The following is a 21,616-nucleotide window of genomic DNA, read 5'->3' on the forward strand; positions in this document are numbered from 1 at the left end:
GCGTGATTCATCGGCCTCCATCGCCATGGGAGGCTCTTCCGTCTTCAAGACCCTGGACCTGAATGACATCATCCAGGGTAGCGCTACTTGAAACAGGTTAAGACCGGCTGAAGCTTGGGCCGTATTTCAGCCACTTGATGTGGTGAATTAGAACCGATTGTCTCGGGGAAATCCCGTAGGCGGCATGCGCCCCGCCGCGCCGCGCGCCGCGCGCCACGGCGCGAGATCGGTTTCGGTCCGGGTCCGCCCGGTCTCGCCACCCATCGCCCAGCTGAGGCCATTGGCGAAGACGAAGGTGATGGCGTCGGACAAGCCGCCGTCGCGATAGCGCTGGAGCTGCACCCCCTGCCCGCGCGACAGCTCGGCCAGTTCGGCGAGCGGAAAAACGAGCAGGCGGCGATTGTCGCCGATCGCGGCGACATAATCCGCCGCCGGATCGACCGGCCGGACGACCTTGAGCTTCGCGCCAATTCGCGGGGTCACCACCGTCTTGCCCTTGCGTGTCTCCGCGATCGTATCCGCCGTCCTGACGATGAAGCCGCGCCCATCGGTGGCGGCGACCAGCAGTTTCTCCGCGCGGCTCGCCGGCATCAGCTCGACGATGCCGACATCGCCGTCGAGGTCGATCATCGCGCGCACCGGCTCGCCGAAACCGCGCCCGCCGGGCAGCTTGTCGGCGGCCAGCGTGTAGAAACGACCATTCTCGGCCGCGAGCAGGATCTTGTCGGTGGTCTGCGCCGAGAAGTGCAGGAACGGCGCATCGCCTTCCTTGAACTTGAGCTCAGCCGCGGCGGCCGCGTCGATATGGCCCTTCATCGCGCGGATCCAACCGCGCTGCGAGAGGATGACGGTGATCGGCTCACGCTCGATCATCGCCTCGAGCGGGATTTCGCGCGCGGGCGCGGCTTCCTCGATCGTGGTGCGGCGCTTGCCCAGCGCCGTCTCGGGGCCGTAGCGGTCGCGCAGCTTGGCGAAATCGCGCTTAAGCCGGGTGCGCTGGCGCGCGTCGCTGCCCAGCAGCGCTTCGAGCCCGGCCTTTTCGGTCTCCAGCCCCTCGCGCTCCTTGCGCAATTCCATCTCCTCGAGCCGGCGCAGCGACCGCAACCGCATGTTGAGAATGGCCTCGGCCTGGCGGTCGTTCAGCTCGAACTCGGCGATCATCACCGGCTTGGGCTCGTCCTCGGTGCGGATGATCGCGATCACCCGGTCGAGGTTGAGGAAGGCGATGATATAGCCGTCGAGCAGCTCCATCCGGTCGGCGATCTTCGCCAGCCGATGCGCGGTGCGGCGCTGGAGCACGATGAACTGATGATCGACCCAGCCGAGCAGGGCCTCACGCAGCGACATCACGCGTGGCGTGCGGCGTGCGTCGAGCACGTTGAGATTGAGGCTGACGCGATTTTCCAGATCGCTCATCCGGAACAGGCTTTCCATCAGCAGGGTCGCGTCGACCGTGCGGCTGCGCGGCTCGATGACGATGCGGATCTCGGAATCGGATTCGTCGCGGATATCGGCGAGGATCGGCAGCTTCTTGTCGTTGATGATCGTCGCGATCTGCTCGATCAGCTTGCCCTTCGGCACGCCGTACGGAATTTCGGTGACGATCGCGTTCCAGGTGCCGCGGCCCTGATCCTCGACATGCCAGCGCGCGCGGACGCGGAAGCCGCCGCGGCCGGTGGCATAGGCCTCGGCAATGGCCGAGGCACTGTCAACGACGAGGCCACCGGTCGGGAAATCCGGGCCGGTCACATGCTCAAGCACCTGCGTGTCGGTCGCGTTCGGCTGTTCGATCAGCAGAATCGCCGCGTCGAACAGCTCGGCGGCATTGTGCGGCGGGATGCTCGTCGCCATGCCGACCGCGATGCCGGCCGCGCCATTGGCGAGCAGGTTCGGGAACATGCCCGGGAACAGCTCGGGCTCCTGCTCCTCGCCATTATAGGTAGCGCGGTAGTCGACGGCGTCCTCGTCCAGGCCGTCCATCAGGTCGATCGCGACCTGGGTCAGCCGCGCCTCGGTGTAGCGATAGGCGGCGGCGTTATCGCCATCGATATTGCCGAAATTGCCCTGGCCGTCGACCAGCGGGTAGCGCATGGCGAAGCTCTGCGCGAGGCGAACCATCGCGTCATAGACCGACTGGTCGCCGTGCGGATGATATTTGCCGATGACGTCGCCAACGACGCGGGCGCATTTCTTGTAGCCCTGCGCCGGATCGAGCCGCAGCAGCCGCATCGCCCATAACAGGCGGCGGTGCACCGGCTTCAGCCCATCGCGGACATCCGGCAGCGAGCGCGCGGTGATCGTCGATAGCGCATAGACGAGATATCGCTCGGACAGCGCGCTGTCGAACGGTGCATCGACAATGGCATTGAAGGGATCGGGTTCTAGGATTTCGGTAGGCATTGCACCCCGGTTAGCAGGCGGAATCGGGCAAGGCTAGGATCAGACGGGGCTGGGAAGATCGCGCGCCAGTTCGGCGAGCAGCCATTCGCGGAATCGCTTGATCTTCGGCACGCTGCGTCGCGGCTCGGGACAGACCAGCCAATAGGCATAGCCGCGGGTCGAGACCTGATCGAACAGCCGCACCAGCCGCCCCTCCGCCAGATCGTTGCGCCAGAAAAAGGGCGTCAACATCGCCATGCCCTGCCCCGCCATCGCGGCATGCCCCTCATGCGCCTGGGAATCGAGCCTGACGCCGACGCGGAGCGGCCCGTCCGGCGTATCGACGCCGGCCTCGTTCAGCCAGTGCGACCACCAGGGATCGTGCGGGCTGATCAGCGGCAGGCGCAGCAGATCGGCCGGTTCGAAGGTCGGCCCGTGCCGTCGGAGAAAGCCGGGGCTGCACATCGGGGTGAAATCGATCGGGAGCAGCAGATCCTGCGACAGGTCGGGCCAGGGGCCGCGGCCGGCGCGAATCGCGATGTCGACATCATCGGTGGCGAAATCGGACAGGGCGTCGCTGGTCAGCAGGCGCACCGCCATGTCGGGATGCGCCATCTGGAAGCTGCCGAGCCGCCAGGCGAGCCAGGTGTTGGCGAAGGTGTTGGAGGTGGAGACGGTCAGCAGCCCCTCATCCTCCGACCGGATCGTGGCAAAGGCGGAATCGAGCGCGTCAAAGGCGCGGCCGACCTGCGGCGCGATGCGGCGCGCTGCCTCGGTCAGCACGACGCGCTTCTTCTCGCGGCGGAACAGCGGCACGCCGAGCCGCTCCTCGAGCAATTTCACCTGATAGCTGACCGCCGCCTGGGTCATGCCGAGTTCGGCCGCGGCAGACGTGAAATTCTCGTGGCGTGCTGCCGCCTCGAACACACGTACGGCAGAGAGAGGCGGGATGCGACGCATGCGCAAAAAGATAAGGCAGCCTTATGGATCATGTCCAACGATTTGTTGGCGCGGCACGGCGCGCAGGCGCATATTCCTCCTGTGTTCAACGCCAAAGCATAGAGGAGAATGGCGATGCGCGACGATTTCCACAGCCAGGCCTGGGCCGAGAACCACCGCCAGCTCAGCACCGCGATCCATAAGCTGGTTCGCGCGGTGGCCGAGACGTTCGACAAGCTGACCGCTTATCAGTTCGAGGCGCCGTGGCTCGTGCGCCGGAACAAGCGCGAGAAGGCGACCTGCGGACCCGCCGCCTGAGGCGACCGGCTTCGACAGCATGGCGTGAAGCGCGTATCGGGGAGCATGTTACGGCTTGCCTCGATCGCGCTTCTCGCGTTGATCCCCGCGGTGATGACCGCAACCGACCCACCCCTGCTCACCTGGGACGATCTTTCGGCCCGACCCCGACCCAGTCCGGATGCAACGATCGCCTATGGCGATGACGAGATGCAGAAGGCCGATGTCTGGATACCGGCGGTTGCTCCTGCTTCCGGGGCTTCCTTCCCGACCGTGCTGATGGTCCATGGCGGATGCTGGACGACCGGCATCGCCGACCGCAGCCTGATGAACTGGATCGCCGGCGACCTCCGCGCCCAGGGCATCGCGGTCTGGAATATCGACTATCGCGGCGTCGACCGTCCGGGCGGCGGCTATCCGGGCACCTTTCTCGATACGGCCGCCGCGGCTGACGCACTGGCCGCGAACGCCGGGCGCTTCCGTCTCGATAGCAGCCACGTCGTCGCGGTCGGCCATTCCGCCGGCGGACACCTTGCCTTGTGGCTCGCGGCGCGACCGAAATTGCCCAAGGACAGTCCGCTCCGAACCGCCGCGCCCCTCCCGATCGTACGTGTGATCAGCCTGGGCGGCCTGCCCGACCTCGAAGCGACGGCCGCCAGCCCCGACAATGGCTGCGGCGTCGACGTCGTCGCCCAACTCGTCGGCGCACCGGGCACGCGGCCAGATGTCTATGGCGACACATCCATTCCGCGCCTGCTGCCGATCGGCGTGCCGCAGGACCTGATCAATGGCCGCGCGGACCGGATCATCCCGGTACGGCTCGGCACGGGCTATGAAGCGCAGGCAAGAAAGGCCGGCGACACGGTCGCGCTTCACTTCGTGCCCGCAACCGGCCATGTCGAGCTGGTGACACCCGATACCAAAGCATGGACCGAGACCACGCGGCTGATCCGCGCGGCGTTCGACCGATGACCCTCGACGACGCACGCGCGCTCGACGACGCCGACCCCTTGCGCGCTTTCCGCGACCGGTTCGCCCTGCCCGAGGGCGTGATCTATCTCGACGGCAATTCGCTCGGCCCCTTGCCCCGTACCAGCAGCCCGGCGCTCAGCGACGCGATCGAGCGGCAATGGGGCGAGCGGCTGATCCGAAGCTGGAACGAGGGCTGGATCGAAGCACCGCGCCGCATCGGCGCCAAAATCGCCCCGCTGATCGGCGCGGGCGCGGACGAGGTGATCGTCGCCGATTCGACCTCGGCCAACCTGTTCAGGCTGATCGTCGCAGCGCTCCGGCTCGATCCGGCGCGCAAGACCGTGGTGAGCGAGCTCGGCAACTTTCCGACCGACCTGCACATCGCCGAGGGGGCGGTCGGATGCGTGCCGGGCGCGACCCTGAAAGCGGTGCCGCGCGAGTCGATCGGCGAGTCGCTGGACGACGACACGGCGCTGCTGCTGCTTACCCATGTCCATTACAAGACGGCCGAGCGGTTCGACATGGCTGCCTGGACCGAGCAGGCGCATGCCGCCGGCGCACTTGTCCTGTGGGATCTGAGCCACAGCGCCGGCGCGGTGCCGGTCGACCTGAACGGTGCGGGCGCCGATCTCGCGGTCGGCTGCGGCTATAAATATCTGAACGGCGGCCCGGGTGCGCCGGCTTTCCTCCACGTCAACCGCGCATGGCAGGAAAAGCTGGGCAATCCCCTGTCGGGCTGGATGGGCCATGCCGCCCCCTTCCTGTTCGAGGATGGCTATCGCCCCGCCTCAGGCATGACGCGCTGGCTCACCGGAACGCCGCCGATCCTCGGCCTCGCCGCGCTCGAAGCCGGAGTCGATATCTGGTCCGACGTGCCGACCGATCAGGTCTGGGCCAAGAGCGCCGCACTGTTCGATGCCTTCGCCACAATCGGCGACGACCTCGGTCTCGAATGCGTCTCGCCGCACGATCCGGCGCGGCGCGGCAGCCATATCAGCTTCCGCCATCCCCAGGCCTATGCGCTCTGCCAGGCGCTGATCGCCGGCGGCGTGATCGGCGATTTCCGCGATCCCGATATCCTGCGCTTCGGCCTGACGCCGCTCTATCTCGGCTTCGAAGACGTGGTGCGGGCCGGCGAAAAGCTGCGCGATCTGCTTGAAACCGGCGCCTATCTCGATCCGGCATTCTCGAAACGGAACGCCGTCACCTGATCCATCGTTTCCGCGTTAACCATTTCTATACTATGTTCCGCCGCGATCGACGGGGGAAACATCGATGCGAATCGTGGCAGTGGCGGTGGCGTTCCTTTTGCTCGCCGGATGCGAACAAGTGCCCAGCCAGGGCGCGGGCGCGGCCGGTAGTTCTCCCGATCCCTCCGCAAGCCTCGGATCGTCCAGCGCTTTCGATTATCGCTATGCTTTCCGCATGCCCGCCTCGCGCATCGCGTCCGTGCAGGAAAGCCATGCGCATGGCTGCGACCAGCTCGGCCCTGCGCGCTGCCGAATCACCGCCATCCGCTACAATGTCGACGACCAGAACCGGGTCGAGGCAGCCTTGACCCTCAAGCTCGATCCGACGGTCGCCCGCGCCTATGGCAAGGCCGCCACCGACACGGTGACTCGCGCCGGCGGATCGATGACCAGGGCCGACATCGCGGGCGCCGATTCGGGCGCCGCGGCCGGGCGCAGCGACCGGGTGATAGCGCGCTTGCGCGATTCGCTCGGCAATGCCGAGGCGCAGCTGCGCGGCACGGTCTCCCCCGAGCAGCGCGTGCAGCTTTCGGCCAAGGCGGACCGGCTGCGCACCGCGATCGCGACGATCGGCGAAGTCGATCAGGGCGCCGGCACCTCCGTCGCCACGACGCCAGTGATCCTCACCTATGCCTCGGGCGGGGCTGGCGGCGCCTTGGGCGCTTCGGACGCGACCTTCGACACGGCGGGCCAGACCCTGCTGTCGTCATTGGCGGGGCTGGCGACGGTGCTCGCGGGCGTAGGTCCCTGGCTGTTGCTGTTGCTGGGCGGCGCGCTGGTGCTGCGCAGGATCGTCCAAGGGCCCGCCGACCAGGCCCTCGCGCCGGAACTGCCACCCGCACCGCGCGAAACCGGCGAGGACCGCAACGTGATCCAACGGTGGTTCGCGCGCGACGAGCATCGGGAACGGGAAAGCGTCGACTAGGCAGCGCAAACCGCCGCCCTATCCGTAGAACCCCGCGGCCAAGCTGATTGCGCCACTGCCGCCCTTCCGATATAGCGCCGGTCTTCCGGCCCCGGCCCGCGCTTCCGCGCCGCCGGGGCTGCTCATTTTCCCAAGGGTAACGCCATCATGGCTCGCCGCCGCCAGATCTACGAAGGCAAAGCCAAGATCCTCTACGAGGGTCCCGAACCCGGCACGCTGATCCAGTATTTCAAGGACGATGCGACTGCGTTCAACGCCCAGAAAAAAGGCACGATCAGCGGTAAGGGCGTGCTCAACAACCGCATCTCCGAGCATGTCTTCACCCTGCTCGGCCATATCGGCGTACCGACCCACTTCATCCGCCGCCTCAATATGCGCGAGCAGCTGATCCGCCAGGTCGAGATTATCCCGGTCGAGGTGGTGATCCGCAACGTCGCAGCCGGATCGCTGTCGACACGCCTCGGGATCGAGGAAGGCACGCAGCTGCCCCGCACGATCATCGAATATTATTACAAGGACGATGCGCTCGGCGATCCGATGATCACTGACGAGCATATCGCGGCGTTCGGCTGGGCGAGCCAGGAGGAGATGCACGACATCGCCGACCTGGCCATCCGCGTGAACGATTTCCTGTGCGGCCTGTTCGCCGGCATCGGCATCCGCCTCGTCGACTTCAAGCTCGAATTCGGCCGCATCTGGGACAATGACTATGCCCGGGTGATCCTCGCCGACGAGATCAGCCCCGATGGCTGCCGGTTGTGGGACATGGAAACCAACGAGAAGCTCGACAAGGACCGGTTCCGCCGCGATCTCGGCGGCGAAGTCGAGGCCTATCAGGAAGTCGCGCGCCGACTCGGCCTGCTGCCCGAAGGCGCCGACGGTGCGGTGCTGGATCTCGAAAAGCACCGATTGAGCAAGGGCAAGTAAGCCCCGGGGCTTCAGCCCCTCACGCGGTAGCCGCCGATGATGCCGAAGATATAGGCGCTGAACAACGCAAGCTGGACTCGGCCGCCCGGGTCGCTCCAGCCGAAATATTGCCCGCCGAACGCGAACAGCGCGATGAACATGATCGTTGCCAGAGTGGCCATGGCCGAAACTCCCCTACCCGCCCTGCCCTGCACGGGACGCAGCCGGGAGGCTGATCCGCCCGCGTAAATTTTCCATGAAGCTTGCGGCAGGGCGCCGCGCTCGCCATAGGGTCGCCAACCAATCCCAAGCTCAGGAAACGCCCATGAAGCTTCGCATCTTCGTCACGCTGAAGAACGGCGTGCTCGATCCGCAAGGCAAGGCGATCCACAAGGCGCTGGACGGCCTCGGCTTTGCCGGGATCAACGATGTCCGCGCCGGCAAGCTGATCGAGCTCGACGTTGACGACGGCACCAGCGACGCGAGCATCGACGAGATGTGCCGCAAGCTGCTCGCCAACACCGTGATCGAAAACTACCGGGTGGAACGGGCATGAAGACGGCGGTCATCGTCTTTCCGGGCTCCAATTGCGACCGCGACATCGCCGTCGCGCTGGAAGCCATCACCGGTGTGAAGCCGGCCATGGTGTGGCATGGCGAGACCAGCTTGCCCGACGGCACCGGCCTGGTCGCGCTGCCCGGCGGCTTCTCCTATGGCGACTATCTCCGCTCCGGCGCGGTCGCGGCACGATCGCCGATCATGCGCGCCGTGATCGAGGCGGCAGAGGGCGGCCTGCCGGTGCTCGGCATCTGCAACGGCTTTCAGGTGCTGACCGAGGCGGGGCTGCTGCCGGGCGCGCTGATGCGCAACGAGGGACTGGATTTCGTCTGCCGCGATGTCGAGTTGACCGTCGCCAATGCGCAATCCGCCTTCACCAGCCGCTATGGCCAGGGCGAGACGATCACCGTCCCCGTCGCGCACCACGACGGCAATTATTTCGCTGATGCGCAGACGCTCGACCGGCTCGAAGGCGAGGGCCGGATCGCCTTCCGCTATGCCGGCCAGGTCAACGGGTCGGCGCGCAAGATCGCCGGTGTGCTCAATGCCGCGGGCAACGTGCTCGGCATGATGCCGCATCCCGAGCGCCGCATCGAGGCGGCCCATGGCGGCGTTGACGGCCGGCGGCTGTTCGAAGGCCTGCTGGAGACCGTCGGGGCCTGACGCGCCCCGGCGCAACCATTATCCAAATAGGCTCTTGCGCTCCACGCGTTACGCTGTCATAGCCCAATCATGGCTATCACCATTCTCTCTGCGCGACCGCGGCCCGATACCTGTCGACATTGACGGACGCTTTGCTGCGCCCTGTCGATAAGGGTGTAGCTCAAATGGTAGAGCGCCCGGTTTGGGACCGGGAAGTTGTGGGTTCGAGCCCCGCTGCCCTTACCATCTAAAATCCCCAGAATTCTGCTGCCTTCAGGTGTGGCCGAACGCAATGCAGTGCGCGGCCGGTCTGTGATTCCGGTGCTAGCGGGTGCAAATCCCGCCGGCCACCCCTGAGGGCAGCAGCCGTCCGAGTGGCGAAATGGGAACGCAGCGGACTGCAAATCCGCCAGGAGCCGGTTCGATTCCGGCCTCGGACTCCCTTTGACTATAACCTATTTGGTTTCTCTTCGGCGCGGAACAGGCGCGTGTGACGCACCAGCAGAGTGAGCACGGCCGGCCAGAAACAGCTATTCCAGATATCATGCCAGTTCGCCGCGAGATCGGGCTTCACATTGACGACGATCAGGTCGCGAATGTCCCAGGCCTCGCCCGCCAGGGCGAAGGCCGCGACCACTAGAAAGGGGCGCCAATCGCCCACCCGCCATTTGAACAGCCGCGCTACCCCGAGCAGGATCAGCAGGCCGATATAGACGTGCAGGGCATCCTTGGAGAGCCCGGTATGGTTGGTCAGCCAGAGTTTGCCTTGCTGGAAGGCGCTGAGATGATCAAACACGCGCTTTGAACGGTGTGAAATCGGTGCCTTCGTCGAACACGTCCACGCCCTCGCGGCGCTTCAGGAAATTGACGACGAGATAGGTGACCGGCGTGAGCAGCACTTCCCACGACACCTTCAACACCCATTGCGTGACCAGCACCTTCAGCACCAGGTCGTTGGTCCAGCCCTCGGCATAGAGGAAGGCGAGCGGATAGAAGATCAGGCTGTCCACCCCCTGCCCCGCGATCGTCGAGCCGATCGTGCGAGTCCAGAGGTGCTTGCCCTTCGTCCAGATCTTCATCCGCGCAAGGACATAGGAATTGACGAACTCGCCCGCCCAGAAGGCGATCATCGAGGCGAACACGATGCGCGGCACCTGGCCGAAGATGACTTCGTATGCCGCCTGGTTCTTCCAGTCGGGCGACGGCGGCAGCGCGACGACAACCCATGACATGAACGCCATGAAGGCGACCGCGACGAAGCCAGCCCAGATCACACGGCGCGCCCGGGCATAGCCATAGACCTCGGTCAGCACGTCGCCGATGACGTAGCTGATCGGGAAGAACAGGATGCCGGCGCCGAACGGCCACAGGCCGATGCCGGGCAGGTTCACCACCGCGACCTTGCCGGCGCCCAGGACGTTGGACAGCAGGATGATCGCGACGAACGCGGCCATCACGAAATCATAATAACGGAAATGGCCCCCGGCCACCTCCCCCGCGCTGACCGTCTTCAGTCCGCTGCCTTCCGCCATGCCGTCCCCCGATGTTCGTGCAGGCATTTTATGAAGCCGGTTTCGCCCCCGCGCAATCCGCGCTAATCCCCGCGCCATCGCGCGCCCGTAGCTCAGTTGGATAGAGCACGAGACTTCTAATCTTGAGGCCGCAGGTTCGACTCCTGCCGGGCGCGCCATTCCGCCACCGACCCTTTCCGCATTCAGAAGTCGGGCTCTCCTTTGGGCGGAAGATTCTCCTCCTCGCTGATATAGTTGGCGCTCGTGATCGAACGGACTCGAAAGGATCTCGCCACCACCTCCAGGGCCGGCTCGGGAGTTGCGGCTGCCGGAAGCATGGGGATGTCGCCAAAGTCGAAGTCGCCGCTGCTGGGCGGAGCGCCCCGGCCGTGACCATCGATGACCAGCCCGGCATCGCCGAACAACACCAGGTTGCGTCCGCCGGCATGCTGCGCCGATCGAAACACAAGCCCCTCGATCCGCCGCTCTGCGTTCCGGAACATGACGACTTTGCTGGTGAGATATTCGGCAACCACCTGAGCCGGCACATATTCGAGATGCTCGTCGTCGGGCAGAATCGGCTTGCTGATCTCATGCTGGAAGCTCTGCATGAACGCCCATTGGGTGGTGCGGCTAGCATAGTTTTTCGCGAAGATATCGATGTGCCTTCCGGGCTGCTCGAACCTCGTGAAGTCCAGCACGTAGACAGGCCGTTTCAACCTGAAGGTGGCCAGGCAGACGAGGCTGCCGACCGGGGGCCTGAGTTCGGCCAGGCATGTTTCTTCGTCGAGCGCACCATAGAAGGCACCGATGCCCGCGGCGTTCATGCGCCCGGCTCGGCGGAGCAGTTGCGGCGGCGGCCCGATCGTTTCCGCCGGATTGACACTCACTCGTTCGGCCTCCGCCATCGTCTTCACCCGGCGCGCCCGATGAATGTCGGTCACCGTTTCGATCATGTAGAAGGCTGGTCGCCCTCCTTCATCCGACTGAAAATGGACCTTGTCGAAAATTTCGTCGAGCAGCGCTCTGGCATCGTCATTGAAGAACCGCCGCCCGTGGATGATCGAGAAGCGGAACTCGGCCCATAGCTGGCTTTGCAGCCAGCCATCGGGTTCGATCTGCTCGTAATTCTGGTCCTCGCCATAGAACGGGAAATCCCCGTCGCGCTCATCGACCTCGTCCGCATCGATCAACGCGTCGGACAGGGCCTGTACGATCCGGTCATCCACCGCTCCGGTCACCTCCGCCAGCAGTTCATGGAAGCTACTGCCTGGTGCGATACCGAACGCGTCCTCAGCGATCGTATAGTTGGACCTCAGGACGGCATCGACGAGGCGCGCGACCTCGGCAACCGGGACGCCCTTGAATCCCTTGTGGAACGAACAATGCGGCAACGTCCGCTTGATCCGAAGTTCGGCGATACGGCGCTTGAGGATGCTTTTTTCGAAGCAGTTCGGGCACAGATGAGTCATGCGCTGCTTCTAGGCGCCGCCGCCGGTCCGGTCGACGGTACTCCTAGCTCTTCCGCGAACGCACAGGGCGAACCGACGACCTGTTGAGCGCCACCGCGGCGCGAACCAGCGCCTTCACCGCATCCTCATCGACCCTGTCACCCTCGCGGAAATCGATGGCGCGCCTGACATTGCCGTCGAGGCTCGAGTTGAACAGGCCCGACGGGTCCTCCAACGACGCCCCCTTGGCGAAGGTCAGCTTCACGACCTGCTTGTAGGTCTCGCCGGTGCAGATCATGCCGTCCCGTTCCCACACCGGAACGCCGCGCCACTTCCACTCCTCCACCACATCTGGCTCGGCCTGTTTGATCAGGCCGCGGAGCCGGGCAAGCATCTCGCCCCGCCAATCGCTCAATTCCCTGATCCTTGCATCGATCAACCGGGAGGGGGAATCTCCGCCCTCTTCCTTCGAACTGCTCATCCTCTGCTCCATGCTTGTTCGGAATCACTCACATCCGCTCGCCGGGCAATTGGCTGGCCTGCTTCACCCAGGCGGCGAGTTGCTCCTCGAAGTCATCGCCTTCGCGGATATGGAAATACCGCGTGTCGTTGCTCTTCGACTCGACCGGCGGCACCGGGCTCAGCGACGTGCCGCGGAAGAAGGCCAGCTTCACATAATCGGTGAAGCAATGCACGCCGAGGAACCAGCCCTCACCCTCCACGCCATACAGCGGTGAGTTCCATTTGACCGCCTTGCGCACGCCGGGGACGGTGCGTTCGATCAGCGTGTCGAGGCGGCGCCCGACCTCGCTCTTCCAGCCCGGCATGGCCGCGATATAGGCCTGCACCGGGGCGTCACCCTCGCCCTTCGCGATCTGAGGATTGCCGCCCGCGAGGAGGGGCGGCCCTTTTGATCTGCCGGACATCGCCCTATCCGGCGACACGTCGCCCGCTGCGCCACCGGACGGCATAGGGCAGGAAGAACATGTACAGGCCGCTGAACAGCAACAGGAAGAGCGGGAGCAGCGGCGAATAGACGATCCAGGGCGGCGGCGTGCCCAGCGTCATCGCCACGAAATTGGCGATGACAGTTGTTGTGAAGATGATCGACAGCCAGCGATGGGTCTGCCGAATCCAGATGCTCAACATAGAATCTCCTTTTCGAAGAATGTCGTCGACCTTAGTCGATCCGTGCCAGCAGTTGCTCCAGATTGCCAAAGAAGCGCGGCCACCCGGCCTTGGCTCCGAAATAGGCCTGTTGCTGATCCGGCTTGAAGCCCGTCTGCTCCATGCGCAGGCGCGTGCCCGTGTCGGTGGCGCTGAGAGTCCAGGTGACCACGCTCTCGAGGCCCATGCCGCCCCAGCTATAGGACAATGTCCTGTGCGGCTCGACTTCCAGGACCTGGCAATCCACGCCGCCCCAGTCCGCACTGAAACGGAACTGATGGTCCACGACAGGCTTGAAGTCGGTCTTCATCAGCCACTCCGCGATCAGATGCGGTTGCGTGAGCGCGCGCCAGATCTTTTCCGGCGGATACGCTATCTCGCGTTCGACGGCGACGGTGCGCGTTTCGGTCGCGGTATCGGTCATTGGTCCATCCTTCTGAGCAGGTCTTCGAGATCGTCGAACCGGCTCTGCCAGAAGCCGGCCATCTGGCTCGTCCAATCGATCAGGGGAGCCAGGGCGCCAGGCTGCGCGCTATAGTGCGTCAGGCGGCCATTGGGCCGGTCGCGCACCAGCCCGGCCTGTTTCAGGACTCCGAGATGCTTCGACACCGCCGGCTGCGAGACCCCGGCCCGCGCCGTCAGCGCCCCGACCGTCTGCTCTCCCTCGCGGCACAACCGCTCGAAAATGGCGCGGCGGGTCGGATCGGCGAGCGTCCTGAACAGTACGTCCTGCATGTTCATCATTCGGGATCGATAACTCTCTGGCTATGATTTAACTCATAACCAGCGAGCTATGAGTGAGTCAAGTGAGCTGGGCTGAGCGCCATGATCATCGGCATCAGAACCGGGCGGCGGCCGGCAAGGGCGGCCCGATTGTGTCGCTGGTATTGAATGGGTCGAGGGCCAAGCCCCCTTATTTGGCTGTTCGCCCCAGCGGCCAGCGGGCCGCCTTGTCCGAACGTGCGCTCGCCCGGGCCAGGGTATCCTGGCACGCACGGCTTCCATCGTGCAGCTCGCGTTCGCCCGCGAGATAGTCGCCGCGCAGCCCCTGCAGGCTCGACGCGGTCATTTGCAGCGCACCGCGGACCATCTTGATCGTCGCGAAGTGCCGGTCGGCATAATCGTCATCGAACCTCGACCAATCGACATCGCCCCACAGGCGATCATGGTCGAGGAATTCGGTCAGCTCCTGCCCGGGCAGCCGCCCGAACGCGTCATGATATTCCTGGAAGGATTCGATCAGGGCCATGGCCTGGCTGCCGACATCCTTCGCCTGGCCTGCACCGCGCGATACGAGGATGAGATTTGCCGTCAATTCCCGGATTGCCGAGGCGACGGACGTCATGGCCGCCTCCTGCGCGATGACTGCCTCGGAGCGTTCACTGACCAGCTTCATCTAGCGCCCTCATTCGTCGGGCTGTCCCGCCGCGATCTTTCGACCGGACAATAGCGCGGGCGTTGCGCTCGCTCCAAGGGCAAGCACGGGCCTCCACCATCCCAAAGCGGCACGGTCAGGTCCATATTGGTGCAAGGGCCCGCGCCTCAGACCAACGCAACCGCCTGTCCCGCAAAATCATCGGCCAGGACCTGGTCGATCGGACGGGCGATACCGCGCGTGAGCGCTTGCGGCACGGTGACGCGGAAACCACGCTCGACCAGACCATCGATCGCCCAGCGCACGCAATAATCCGCCGCCACGCCGATCACGACGGCTTGTTCGACGCCGGAGGCTTTCAGGTCGCGGAAAAAAACGTCGCGATCGATCCGCGTACCGCCGCCGATCGGCTCGACCGTCAGTCCCTCTTCCTGCCACATCGCGAACACGCCCTTTTCCAGCCGCCATGTCGGAATGGCGGGATCGACCTTCGTTGCGTCGAGCACATTGTGCCAGCCAGGCGTCTCGCGGACGCAGTGGATCGGAAACTCCTTCGCCTCTTCCGAGAGCGGATAGGTATCGGCGAAATGCGTGTCGAAGGTGAACAGCACCCCGGCCGTATCGTCGGGGCTGAGCGCCCCGAGCCAGGCGTTCATCGGCCCGGCCAGCGCATCGGCACCGCCCACCGCCAGCGCGCCGTCCGGATTCATGAAATCCGCCTGGGTGTCGACGACGATCACGATCTTCTTCATCTCATGCTCCAGCATTGGGGTAGACGCCCGCGGCGTTTGCCGGGAAAAGCTTGCCATGGTCCTGACTGATATCGCGACGCGCACCTATAATCACGGCTGGCGGCTCGACCCGATCGTGCGCAGCCTGCTCGATACCGATTTCTACAAGCTGCTCATGCTGCAGATGATCCGGCATCTCCATTCGGATGTAGAGGTGACCTTCTCGGTCCTCAACCGCACGAAGACCGTCAGGCTCGCCGACACCATCGACGAAGGCGAATTGCGCGCGCAGCTCGACCATGCCCGGACGGTGCGCTTCGGCAAGAAGGAACTGATCTGGCTCGCCGGCAACAGCTTCTACGGCAAGGAGCGGATGTTCGCGCCCGACTTCATCGCCTGGCTCGCCGAATTCCGGCTGCCACCCTATGAGCTGCACACCGTCGACGGCCAATATGAGCTGCGCTTCGCCGGGCCCTGGACCCATACGACGATGTGGGAGATCCCGGCGCTCACCATCATCAACGAGCTTCGCTCCCGCGCGGCGCTGCGCAATCATGGCCGCTTCGAACTCGACGTCACCTATGCCCGCGCCAAGGCGAAACTGTGGGACAAGGTCGAACGGCTCAGGCAATTGCCCGATCTCGTCCTGTCGGATTTCGGCACGCGGCGGCGCCACGGCCATCTCTGGCAGCGCTGGTGCGTCGAGGCGTTGAAGGAAGGACTTGGCGACCGGTTCATCGGCACCTCCAACATATTGCTGGCGATGGACGGCGACCTGGAGGCGATCGGCACCAATGCGCATGAATTGCCGATGGTGGCCGCAGCTCTCGCCCGCGACGATGGCGAGCTCGCCGCCGCGCCCTATCGTGTGCTCGAGGAATGGCGCCAGCATTATGCCGGCAATCTGCTGATCGTGCTGCCGGACGCCTTCGGGACGACCGCATTCCTGGCCGATGCGCCTGATTGGGTCGCCGACTGGACCGGCTTCCGCCCCGACAGCGCCCCGCCGATCGAGGCGGGCGAGCAGATCATCGCGTGGTGGGTGCGTCACGGAGTCGATCCGCGCGACAAGCTGCTGATCTTCTCCGACGGGATGGACGTCGACTCGATCGAGCGGACCTATCGCCATTTCCACGGCCGCGTGCGCATGAGCTTCGGCTGGGGCACCAACCTCACCAATGATTTCCGCGGCTGCGACCCGCACGGCAATGAGGGGCTCGAGCCCATCTCGCTGGTGTGCAAGGTGACGAGCGCCAACGGGCATCCAGCGGTCAAGCTTTCCGACAATCCGGCCAAGGCGACCGGCGATCAGAACGAGATCGCGCGCTATCTGCGGGTTTTCGGGGATGCCGGCCGTGTCGAGAGCGAGGTCGTCGTTTAGCGACCGCCTGCCGCTTTACGGGCCTTTAATCCCCTCCGGCTACGCACCCCGATCAGTGGCACCCGGTGCCCGGACATGGGGAATATCGTGCCGCAGCCACTCTCGATCCGCCTGTTCGCGCTGTTCTTCGGTTGCTCGGTCGTGCTTTCCATCGCGCTCGCCCTCTATACCGCACGATCGATGAGCTTCGGCTTTGCGATCACGCCTGAGGCAAGCGCTACCCTTGCCGGCAGGATCCTCGCGATCAGGATGTTCGGTGCTGCTTTCGCCGTGTCGCTGATGCTGCTCGTCTTCTTCTTCAAGTCGCGACCCGCGCGCGGCGCTCTGGTTGCGCGCTGGGTGCTGGGCGTGGTGACGAGCGTCGCCTTTCTGCGCAGCATCGGTGTGGTCGATCCGGTCAATGACGGCGGCGCCGCGGCCCTGGTTGTATCGCTCGTCCAGCTGACCATGGAAGCCTTTGCCATCCTGCTGCTCTTTGGTGAGGAAGCGGCCGACTGGTTCGATGCGCGGGTCTGGCGCTAGCCCTCGATCAGATCCAGATACGCCACCACATCGTTATCCGTCGCCAGGAACAGGCCCTCCTGCACCTCTTCCGGCTGGGCCGCGGCGATGACCATGGCCTCGCTGAGCGGCCCGTAGAACAGGGTCGAGGCCCCTCCCCCGTCATTGCCGTCGGATAAATGATACAGGCGTACGGACACGCTGTCGGAGGTGGTTCGCATCGACGCTAGATGCGGCGCATGGCAGCCCGCCGCAAGTCCGTCAGCAGGGAATGCAGAGCGGCACCTGATCGCCTGCCGTATCCAGCGGACAATCGTCGGTATCCGGAATGGCGCCGCCCACCGGCGGGGATGGATAATATTGAGTCATCAGCTGGACCTGCTCCGCCGCGGCTGTGCCGTTGAGCAACTCGATCAGCCGCAGTGCCTCATCCAGACCCGAGGAGATGCCGCCCCCGGTGAGCCGGTCACGGTCGAGATGGTAACGCGGATGGCCTTCGACCACTTTCACGCCCTGGACTCGCTTGAGGCACGGAATGAACGCCCAGTGAGTCGTCGCCTCATAGCCGTCGAGCAGGCCCGCCGCCGCAAGCAGCATCGCCCCTTCGCACACCGAGGCGACGAGGGGCGTCACCGCCGCCTTGTCACGCAGGAAGCCGAGATAGGTCTCGTCCTTCATCAGCACGTTAAGCGCGGCGGGGTCGCCGCCCGGCACCCATAGCGCAGCATAGTCCGGGCTCGCCTCGGCGAAGGTCTTGAGCACCTCGAAGCGGAAGCCCTCGCGGAAGCAGTGCATGCGGCTTTCCGCCGCGACCAGCTCGATCTCGAACCCCGCCCAGGTGAACATCTCATACGGGCCGGTCACGTCGAGCATGTCGACTGAATCGTACACCGGCATGCCGATGATCTGCTTGACGTCGCTCTCCATGCTGCCCTCCTTCGCCCCTATGTCCGCACACCATAGCGCGTCGCCGTTTGGGCCGATGCGGTGTTGACGCCAAATCGGGGCCTTTTGCGGTCGTAGAAGCGGGCAAAGCGCTTCATGATGCCCCGGCTGATAGGCTGCGGATCGCCGCCGCTTCAGGAAAGGGCTTTGCGTGCCGGCCGTGGAAGAGAGCCTTTGCGACGAGGATGAGGCCGGCCCACGTCGTCGCCTGTCCGGCGAGCGCGTGGGGCTGATGCTGGTCGGGCCAGCGCTTTTCGTGCTGTCGGCATCCCCGGTCCAGGCGGCCGGGCCCGGACAGCATTTCGTCGAACTCTGCACCGCGGAGGGCATCACCTGGATGGCGCTTCCCGACACGGGCCAGATCCCGGCGGACGAATCGGACAAGGCGAATGGTCACGCCACCTGCGCGCATATCCTGCGACCGCGTGCCTTGCTGCGCGCCCGCGGAAACCGCACTGAGACGTGATCCCTGCTATCCTGCGGCCGCTCGGTTCTTTGGCATGCCGCCCGGAGTTCGCAGGACAAGAAAAAGCCCCCGGCTTTTGGCCGGGGGCAGCGAAGGGATCTTGATCCGTATGGCTAGAATTTCACGCGGAAGCCGGCGGTGAAATAGCGGCCGATCGGGTCGTCGGTGATGACGAAGCCGCCGAACCCGCCGGGCGAGGTCGCGGTGCCGGGCGCATTGGCCGCCGGCGGAATGGCGTCGAACAGGTTCTGGACGTTGAAGAATAGTTCGCCCTTGGTCGATCCCTTGGTCGGCAGCTCCCACGCGACGTTGAGCGAGGCCTGCCCATAAGGCGCGATCGTGCCTTCTCCCGGCGCCCAGACGACCGTGGGGTCACCCCATAGCTTCATCCGGTTGCGCCAGCGGTACATCGCGCTGACCTTCAGCGCGTTGGTGACCGCATAGTTGGCGATCGCGGTGAGCCGCCATGACGGACTGGCGGTCAGGCCGGCCGAGCCGAACGCAACGCCCCCCTGATCAATCGTGGGCACCGACGGCTGGATATATTTGATATGGGGCTGGTACGCGGCGAGGCCGCGCACGCTGAAGGCCTGCCCAAAGAGCTGGCCGGCATAATTGGCCTCGAAATCCACACCGTGCGTTTCGATCGTCGCCAGGTTCACCGGCCTGACGAGCCATGAGGTCACCACGCCCGCCGCGTTGCGCACGATCAGGTCGCAATAGAGCGCCACGCCGTTGAGGTTACAGCCATTCTGGATGTTCGGCTGAAAGCCCTGAACGGTCGTGATCGCGCCGTTGATCTTGATATTGTAATAATCGACCGCGAAGCTCAGGCCCGGCGCAAAGCTCGGCCGGTACACCGCCCCCACCGTCTTGGTGTTGCCGATCTCGGCCGTCAGGTTGGGATTGGGCAGGTTGACCGACGGAACCTGGTTGGTCGCCCCGGTGAGCAGATCCTGATTGTTGACGATCACCACCGAGACCGGCGCGTACAAATCGTTCAGGGTAGGCGCGCGAATGTCGCGCGAGATCGTGCCGCGGAAGCGGAGGTCGTCGGTCAGGTGCCAGTCGGCGCCGATTTTCCAGGTCCAATAGCTGCCCACCGTGTCGTATTTGGTGTAGCGGACGGCACCGTTGACGTCGAAGGACTTGGCGAGCGCGAAATCCTTCAGCAGCGGCACATTGGCCTCCGCCGCGACTTCCCACACCGACTGCTTGATCAGCGGACTGGACGGGAAGGTCGATCGATACAGGAAGGTACCGGCGCCGGTCGCTGTGTTCTGGGGCGTACAATTGTAGCGCAGGTTCGTGCAGTCGGCATACATCGACGGCGTGGCCGCGCTGGTTGATGCGAAGGTCTGGCGCCGCCACTCGCCCGAAAGTGCCACGGTCAACGGCCCGGCCCAGGTATCGATCGGCGAGCCAGAGATATCGGCGGTGATGTCGTCCTGCTTGGTGCGCGCGACATACAGCGTGTCGTCGAGGATATAGTCGATCGCGGCGGCGCTGGCCGATGTCGGCCCGAACAGGTTGAGCGGCTGGCAATTGGCATAGGCAGCGGCGGTCGCTGCCTGGGTCGCCGCGTAGCAGGCCACGCCTCCGCCGGGTACGGCGACCACATCGAGCGCCGCGGACAGCTTCTGGTTGTTGACGTTGTTGCGCAGCAGCGTCTCGAGCCGCGAGTCACCATGCGTATAGGCGAGGTTCCAGGCGAACCCGCCGATCTTGCCGTCGAGCCCGGCCGCGAACATGAGCTGCCGCGATTCCGGCACGGCGTTGGCGCGCACCGGCTGAGTGAACATCCGGTTGAAGGTGAAGGTCGCGGTCGGAATTTGCGCGCTGTACGCGGCCGGGAGGAAGCCGTTGGTCTTGCTGAGCGTGATGCTCTGGAGCTGGACTTCGTCGGTGTAGAAGGAGTTGCGCTTGAAGGTCCCGCTGCCGAGCACGTAGAGATGCACGTCGTCGCTCACGTCGAAGTCGAAGCGGCCATATATCTGATGCATCCGCTGCTCGGCCTTGAGCGTCAGATCGACATAGCCCCCGCTCCCACCGACCTGGGTGTTCGCGGTGCCCGGATAGGCGGTGCCGTTGACGAACGGGCTCAGCACGCCGTCCGAAGCGAAATACTGGCCGTTGATCGCACAGGCGCCGGTGCAGGTGATGCGTCCGCCAAAGGGCAGGTTGGCGAGCGTGGCGTTGGTGATCAGCCGATACGGCGCGGCCGCCGTGCCGCTGCCCACGACCACCGGGCGCGTGTACCAGTCGCGGGCCGAGCGGCGGTCGACGCCCTGGTCGTCGCGATATTCGTAGCTCGCGGTGAAATGGCCGCGGCCGTCGAACAGGTCAGCACCGGCGGCGATGCCGGCCGCCATCTGGCCACCGTCGCCATATTCGGAAAGGCCGCCCTGCGCATAGGCTTTGACGCCCTTGAACTTCTTGTTGGTGATGAAGTTGACCACGCCGGTGACCGCGTCGGAACCATAGACCGCAGACACGCCGCCGGTGACCACGTCGACCCGCTCGATCAGCAGCTGCGGGATGACGTCGGCGTCGACGATGTTGCTGATCGACGTCGGCGGCACGCGGCGGCCGTCCATCAGGACCAGGTTGCGGTTGGCGCCGATGTTGCGGAGGTTGAGCTGCGCGGCGACGCCGTTGCCGCCGCCGACGCCGCCGGTGGCGGAAGGATTGCTCGTCTGGCTGCGCGAGCCGGAAAAGACCGGCAGCACCTGAACGGATTCGGTCAGGCTGGTCGGGCGGACATTCTGCAGCGTGTCGGTGGACACCACGGTGACCGGCGTCGGGCTGCTGTTGCCATTGGTGATGGTGCGCGAGCCAGTGACGACGATGTCGTTCGCAGCCTCTGCGGCCGGCGCATCCGCCTGGGTTTCGGGGTCGGCCTGGACAGTCGCTTGCGCGAAAGCCGTCGCGCTGAACACGAGCAGGCTGGCGCCGGCAAGCAGGGTCGAACCGATCTTGAAACGAGTCACTTTCATCTCCTCCCGTGCAGGTCCCCGCAGCCTGGTTCTCGTCGCGGGCGATGACCCGGAACCCGGTCTGCCGCCGAGGCATATCCTGCACAGCACAGCGCACTGCTCTCGACTGTGACAACGATGACAGCTCGCCACGCCCGGCGCTCATTCATTTCCGGGCGACGCATATTGATAATGGAACCGTTTCGGTGGCGCCCGCCGCGGCGCCGACCGAAATTATCGAAGCG

Annotated in this window: 26 protein-coding genes and 3 tRNA genes; 13 read left to right on the forward strand and 16 right to left on the reverse strand. The window is 65.0% G+C overall.

The features are described 5' to 3' along the window. Nucleotides 1–147: 147 nt before the first annotated feature. Nucleotides 148–2,400 (reverse strand): DNA topoisomerase IV subunit A, encoded by a 2,253-nt coding sequence (gene parC / locus AC1RT8_RS04240; protein WP_493074332.1) that lies wholly within the window; start codon nt 2,398–2,400, stop codon nt 148–150. A gap of 39 nt (nt 2,401–2,439) precedes the next feature. Beyond that, nucleotides 2,440–3,339, reverse strand: a complete 900-nt coding sequence (gcvA, locus tag AC1RT8_RS04245) for a transcriptional regulator GcvA (protein WP_493074333.1) — start codon at nt 3,337–3,339, stop codon at nt 2,440–2,442. Between the two features lie 114 nt (nt 3,340–3,453). Here gcvA and AC1RT8_RS04250 point away from each other — a divergent pair, with 114 nt between their 5' ends. The 5 genes from AC1RT8_RS04250 (at nt 3,454) to purC (ending at nt 7,689) form a co-directional block, all read left to right on the forward strand. Then, complete coding sequence (locus tag AC1RT8_RS04250) at nt 3,454–3,636, forward strand: hypothetical protein (protein ID WP_493074334.1); 183 nt, start codon at nt 3,454–3,456, stop codon at nt 3,634–3,636. 45 nt (nt 3,637–3,681) lie between these two features. Beyond that, on the forward strand, nt 3,682–4,587 hold the full coding sequence (locus AC1RT8_RS04255) for an alpha/beta hydrolase family protein (RefSeq protein ID WP_493074335.1): 906 nt from the start codon (nt 3,682–3,684) through the stop codon (nt 4,585–4,587). Next, on the forward strand, nt 4,584–5,798 hold the full coding sequence (gene kynU, locus AC1RT8_RS04260; RefSeq protein ID WP_493074336.1) for a kynureninase: 1,215 nt from the start codon (nt 4,584–4,586) through the stop codon (nt 5,796–5,798). The genes AC1RT8_RS04255 and kynU overlap by 4 nt, the downstream gene beginning before the upstream one ends. 64 nt (nt 5,799–5,862) lie before the next feature. Next, complete coding sequence (locus AC1RT8_RS04265) at nt 5,863–6,762, forward strand: hypothetical protein (protein WP_493074337.1); 900 nt, start codon at nt 5,863–5,865, stop codon at nt 6,760–6,762. A gap of 147 nt (nt 6,763–6,909) precedes the next feature. Continuing rightward, nucleotides 6,910–7,689: a phosphoribosylaminoimidazolesuccinocarboxamide synthase gene (gene purC, locus AC1RT8_RS04270; protein WP_372855393.1), complete on the forward strand. Its 780-nt coding sequence runs from the start codon at nt 6,910–6,912 to the stop codon at nt 7,687–7,689. A gap of 11 nt (nt 7,690–7,700) precedes the next feature. On the opposite strand, the gene AC1RT8_RS04275 is transcribed toward purC, so the two are convergent. Further along, nucleotides 7,701–7,850 carry a hypothetical protein gene (locus AC1RT8_RS04275; RefSeq protein WP_493074338.1) on the reverse strand — a complete coding sequence of 50 codons (150 nt, stop codon included), beginning with the start codon at nt 7,848–7,850 and terminating at the stop codon, nt 7,701–7,703. Between the two features lie 143 nt (nt 7,851–7,993). Here AC1RT8_RS04275 and purS point away from each other — a divergent pair, with 143 nt between their 5' ends. The 4 genes from purS to AC1RT8_RS04295 all read left to right on the forward strand — a co-directional run bounded on the left by purS (nt 7,994) and on the right by AC1RT8_RS04295 (nt 9,308). Continuing rightward, nucleotides 7,994–8,224 carry a phosphoribosylformylglycinamidine synthase subunit PurS gene (gene purS / locus AC1RT8_RS04280; protein ID WP_465173797.1) on the forward strand — a complete coding sequence of 77 codons (231 nt, stop codon included), beginning with the start codon at nt 7,994–7,996 and terminating at the stop codon, nt 8,222–8,224. Continuing rightward, nucleotides 8,221–8,889 (forward strand): phosphoribosylformylglycinamidine synthase subunit PurQ, encoded by a 669-nt coding sequence (gene purQ / locus AC1RT8_RS04285; RefSeq protein ID WP_493074339.1) that lies wholly within the window; start codon nt 8,221–8,223, stop codon nt 8,887–8,889. The genes purS and purQ overlap by 4 nt, the downstream gene beginning before the upstream one ends. Nucleotides 8,890–9,038: 149 nt before the next feature. Continuing rightward, nucleotides 9,039–9,114 (forward strand) — tRNA-Pro (locus tag AC1RT8_RS04290). Nucleotides 9,115–9,236: 122 nt separating this feature from the next. Further along, nucleotides 9,237–9,308, forward strand: a tRNA-Cys gene (locus AC1RT8_RS04295). 8 nt (nt 9,309–9,316) lie between these two features. Here the strand turns inward: AC1RT8_RS04295 and AC1RT8_RS04300 are convergent. Beyond that, nucleotides 9,317–9,664 (reverse strand): hypothetical protein, encoded by a 348-nt coding sequence (locus tag AC1RT8_RS04300; protein WP_493074340.1) that lies wholly within the window; start codon nt 9,662–9,664, stop codon nt 9,317–9,319. After that, nucleotides 9,657–10,400, reverse strand: a complete 744-nt coding sequence (locus AC1RT8_RS04305) for a queuosine precursor transporter (protein WP_493074341.1) — start codon at nt 10,398–10,400, stop codon at nt 9,657–9,659. Before AC1RT8_RS04305 ends, AC1RT8_RS04300 begins: the two co-directional genes overlap by 8 nt. A gap of 81 nt (nt 10,401–10,481) precedes the next feature. On the opposite strand from AC1RT8_RS04305, the gene AC1RT8_RS04310 reads away from it, so the two are divergent. Next, nucleotides 10,482–10,558, forward strand: a tRNA-Arg gene (locus AC1RT8_RS04310). A 24-nt stretch (nt 10,559–10,582) separates the two neighbouring features. On the opposite strand, the gene AC1RT8_RS04315 is transcribed toward AC1RT8_RS04310, so the two are convergent. The 8 genes from AC1RT8_RS04315 to AC1RT8_RS04350 form a co-directional block, all read right to left on the reverse strand. Then, nucleotides 10,583–11,851: an RES family NAD+ phosphorylase gene (locus tag AC1RT8_RS04315; RefSeq protein WP_493074342.1), complete on the reverse strand. Its 1,269-nt coding sequence runs from the start codon at nt 11,849–11,851 to the stop codon at nt 10,583–10,585. A 43-nt stretch (nt 11,852–11,894) separates the two neighbouring features. After that, nucleotides 11,895–12,245 (reverse strand): DUF1801 domain-containing protein, encoded by a 351-nt coding sequence (locus AC1RT8_RS04320; RefSeq protein WP_493074343.1) that lies wholly within the window; start codon nt 12,243–12,245, stop codon nt 11,895–11,897. Nucleotides 12,246–12,339: 94 nt separating this feature from the next. After that, a complete protein-coding gene (locus AC1RT8_RS04325) occupies nt 12,340–12,756 on the reverse strand; it encodes a DUF1801 domain-containing protein (protein ID WP_493074344.1) in 417 nt (138 codons plus the stop codon). 4 nt (nt 12,757–12,760) lie between these two features. Then, nucleotides 12,761–12,979, reverse strand: a complete 219-nt coding sequence (locus tag AC1RT8_RS04330) for a hypothetical protein (protein WP_493074345.1) — start codon at nt 12,977–12,979, stop codon at nt 12,761–12,763. A 31-nt stretch (nt 12,980–13,010) separates the two neighbouring features. Further along, complete coding sequence (locus AC1RT8_RS04335) at nt 13,011–13,421, reverse strand: SRPBCC family protein (RefSeq protein ID WP_493074346.1); 411 nt, start codon at nt 13,419–13,421, stop codon at nt 13,011–13,013. Then, the gene (locus AC1RT8_RS04340) at nt 13,418–13,732 is read right to left on the reverse strand and encodes an ArsR/SmtB family transcription factor (RefSeq protein WP_493074347.1); all 315 of its coding nucleotides are present in this window, start codon (nt 13,730–13,732) and stop codon (nt 13,418–13,420) included. Before AC1RT8_RS04340 ends, AC1RT8_RS04335 begins: the two co-directional genes overlap by 4 nt. Before the next feature lie 178 nt (nt 13,733–13,910). Next, nucleotides 13,911–14,393, reverse strand: a complete 483-nt coding sequence (locus AC1RT8_RS04345; protein WP_493074348.1) for a hypothetical protein — start codon at nt 14,391–14,393, stop codon at nt 13,911–13,913. A 146-nt stretch (nt 14,394–14,539) separates the two neighbouring features. Then, nucleotides 14,540–15,124: a cysteine hydrolase family protein gene (locus tag AC1RT8_RS04350; protein ID WP_493074349.1), complete on the reverse strand. Its 585-nt coding sequence runs from the start codon at nt 15,122–15,124 to the stop codon at nt 14,540–14,542. A 55-nt stretch (nt 15,125–15,179) separates the two neighbouring features. Between AC1RT8_RS04350 and pncB the strand changes: the two genes are divergently transcribed. Together pncB and AC1RT8_RS04360 are read left to right on the forward strand one after the other, a co-directional pair. Next, nucleotides 15,180–16,484: a nicotinate phosphoribosyltransferase gene (gene pncB / locus AC1RT8_RS04355; RefSeq protein WP_493074350.1), complete on the forward strand. Its 1,305-nt coding sequence runs from the start codon at nt 15,180–15,182 to the stop codon at nt 16,482–16,484. 87 nt (nt 16,485–16,571) lie between these two features. Continuing rightward, a complete protein-coding gene (locus AC1RT8_RS04360) occupies nt 16,572–17,006 on the forward strand; it encodes a hypothetical protein (RefSeq protein WP_493074351.1) in 435 nt (144 codons plus the stop codon). Here AC1RT8_RS04360 and AC1RT8_RS04365 read toward each other — a convergent pair. Both AC1RT8_RS04365 and AC1RT8_RS04370 read right to left on the reverse strand, forming a co-directional pair. After that, on the reverse strand, nt 17,003–17,206 hold the full coding sequence (locus AC1RT8_RS04365; protein WP_493074352.1) for a hypothetical protein: 204 nt from the start codon (nt 17,204–17,206) through the stop codon (nt 17,003–17,005). The genes AC1RT8_RS04360 and AC1RT8_RS04365 overlap by 4 nt on opposite strands. A gap of 40 nt (nt 17,207–17,246) precedes the next feature. Beyond that, nucleotides 17,247–17,912 (reverse strand): DJ-1/PfpI family protein, encoded by a 666-nt coding sequence (locus tag AC1RT8_RS04370; RefSeq protein WP_493074353.1) that lies wholly within the window; start codon nt 17,910–17,912, stop codon nt 17,247–17,249. 178 nt (nt 17,913–18,090) lie between these two features. Between AC1RT8_RS04370 and AC1RT8_RS04375 the strand changes: the two genes are divergently transcribed. Next, nucleotides 18,091–18,396 carry a hypothetical protein gene (locus tag AC1RT8_RS04375; RefSeq protein ID WP_493074354.1) on the forward strand — a complete coding sequence of 102 codons (306 nt, stop codon included), beginning with the start codon at nt 18,091–18,093 and terminating at the stop codon, nt 18,394–18,396. 113 nt (nt 18,397–18,509) lie between these two features. Here AC1RT8_RS04375 and AC1RT8_RS04380 read toward each other — a convergent pair whose 3' ends face one another. After that, a complete protein-coding gene (locus AC1RT8_RS04380; RefSeq protein WP_493074355.1) occupies nt 18,510–21,386 on the reverse strand; it encodes a TonB-dependent receptor domain-containing protein in 2,877 nt (958 codons plus the stop codon). Between the last annotated feature and the right edge of the window lie 230 nt (nt 21,387–21,616).

This window comes from Sphingomonas sp. GW821-FHT10F11, from assembly GCF_058809095.1.

Excerpts from the sequence above, each read along its gene's own strand:
- purC (WP_372855393.1), top strand. The coding sequence starts at position 6,910 with ATGGCTCGCCGCCGCCAGATCTACGAAGGCAAAGCCAAGATCCTCTAC.
- gcvA (WP_493074333.1), bottom strand. The coding sequence starts at position 3,339 with ATGCGTCGCATCCCGCCTCTCTCTGCCGTACGTGTGTTCGAGGCGGCA.
- parC (WP_493074332.1), bottom strand. The coding sequence starts at position 2,400 with ATGCCTACCGAAATCCTAGAACCCGATCCCTTCAATGCCATTGTCGAT.
- pncB (WP_493074350.1), top strand. The coding sequence starts at position 15,180 with ATGGTCCTGACTGATATCGCGACGCGCACCTATAATCACGGCTGGCGG.
- purS (WP_465173797.1), top strand. The coding sequence starts at position 7,994 with ATGAAGCTTCGCATCTTCGTCACGCTGAAGAACGGCGTGCTCGATCCG.
- AC1RT8_RS04335 (WP_493074346.1), bottom strand. The coding sequence starts at position 13,421 with ATGACCGATACCGCGACCGAAACGCGCACCGTCGCCGTCGAACGCGAG.
- AC1RT8_RS04265 (WP_493074337.1), top strand. The coding sequence starts at position 5,863 with ATGCGAATCGTGGCAGTGGCGGTGGCGTTCCTTTTGCTCGCCGGATGC.
- AC1RT8_RS04365 (WP_493074352.1), bottom strand. The coding sequence starts at position 17,206 with ATGCGAACCACCTCCGACAGCGTGTCCGTACGCCTGTATCATTTATCC.
- kynU (WP_493074336.1), top strand. The coding sequence starts at position 4,584 with ATGACCCTCGACGACGCACGCGCGCTCGACGACGCCGACCCCTTGCGC.
- AC1RT8_RS04255 (WP_493074335.1), top strand. The coding sequence starts at position 3,682 with ATGTTACGGCTTGCCTCGATCGCGCTTCTCGCGTTGATCCCCGCGGTG.
- AC1RT8_RS04325 (WP_493074344.1), bottom strand. The coding sequence starts at position 12,756 with ATGTCCGGCAGATCAAAAGGGCCGCCCCTCCTCGCGGGCGGCAATCCT.
- AC1RT8_RS04275 (WP_493074338.1), bottom strand. The coding sequence starts at position 7,850 with ATGGCCACTCTGGCAACGATCATGTTCATCGCGCTGTTCGCGTTCGGC.
- AC1RT8_RS04345 (WP_493074348.1), bottom strand. The coding sequence starts at position 14,393 with ATGAAGCTGGTCAGTGAACGCTCCGAGGCAGTCATCGCGCAGGAGGCG.
- AC1RT8_RS04305 (WP_493074341.1), bottom strand. The coding sequence starts at position 10,400 with ATGGCGGAAGGCAGCGGACTGAAGACGGTCAGCGCGGGGGAGGTGGCC.
- AC1RT8_RS04340 (WP_493074347.1), bottom strand. The coding sequence starts at position 13,732 with ATGCAGGACGTACTGTTCAGGACGCTCGCCGATCCGACCCGCCGCGCC.
- purQ (WP_493074339.1), top strand. The coding sequence starts at position 8,221 with ATGAAGACGGCGGTCATCGTCTTTCCGGGCTCCAATTGCGACCGCGAC.
- AC1RT8_RS04350 (WP_493074349.1), bottom strand. The coding sequence starts at position 15,124 with ATGAAGAAGATCGTGATCGTCGTCGACACCCAGGCGGATTTCATGAAT.
- AC1RT8_RS04370 (WP_493074353.1), bottom strand. The coding sequence starts at position 17,912 with ATGGAGAGCGACGTCAAGCAGATCATCGGCATGCCGGTGTACGATTCA.
- AC1RT8_RS04315 (WP_493074342.1), bottom strand. The coding sequence starts at position 11,851 with ATGACTCATCTGTGCCCGAACTGCTTCGAAAAAAGCATCCTCAAGCGC.
- AC1RT8_RS04250 (WP_493074334.1), top strand. The coding sequence starts at position 3,454 with ATGCGCGACGATTTCCACAGCCAGGCCTGGGCCGAGAACCACCGCCAG.
- AC1RT8_RS04330 (WP_493074345.1), bottom strand. The coding sequence starts at position 12,979 with ATGTTGAGCATCTGGATTCGGCAGACCCATCGCTGGCTGTCGATCATC.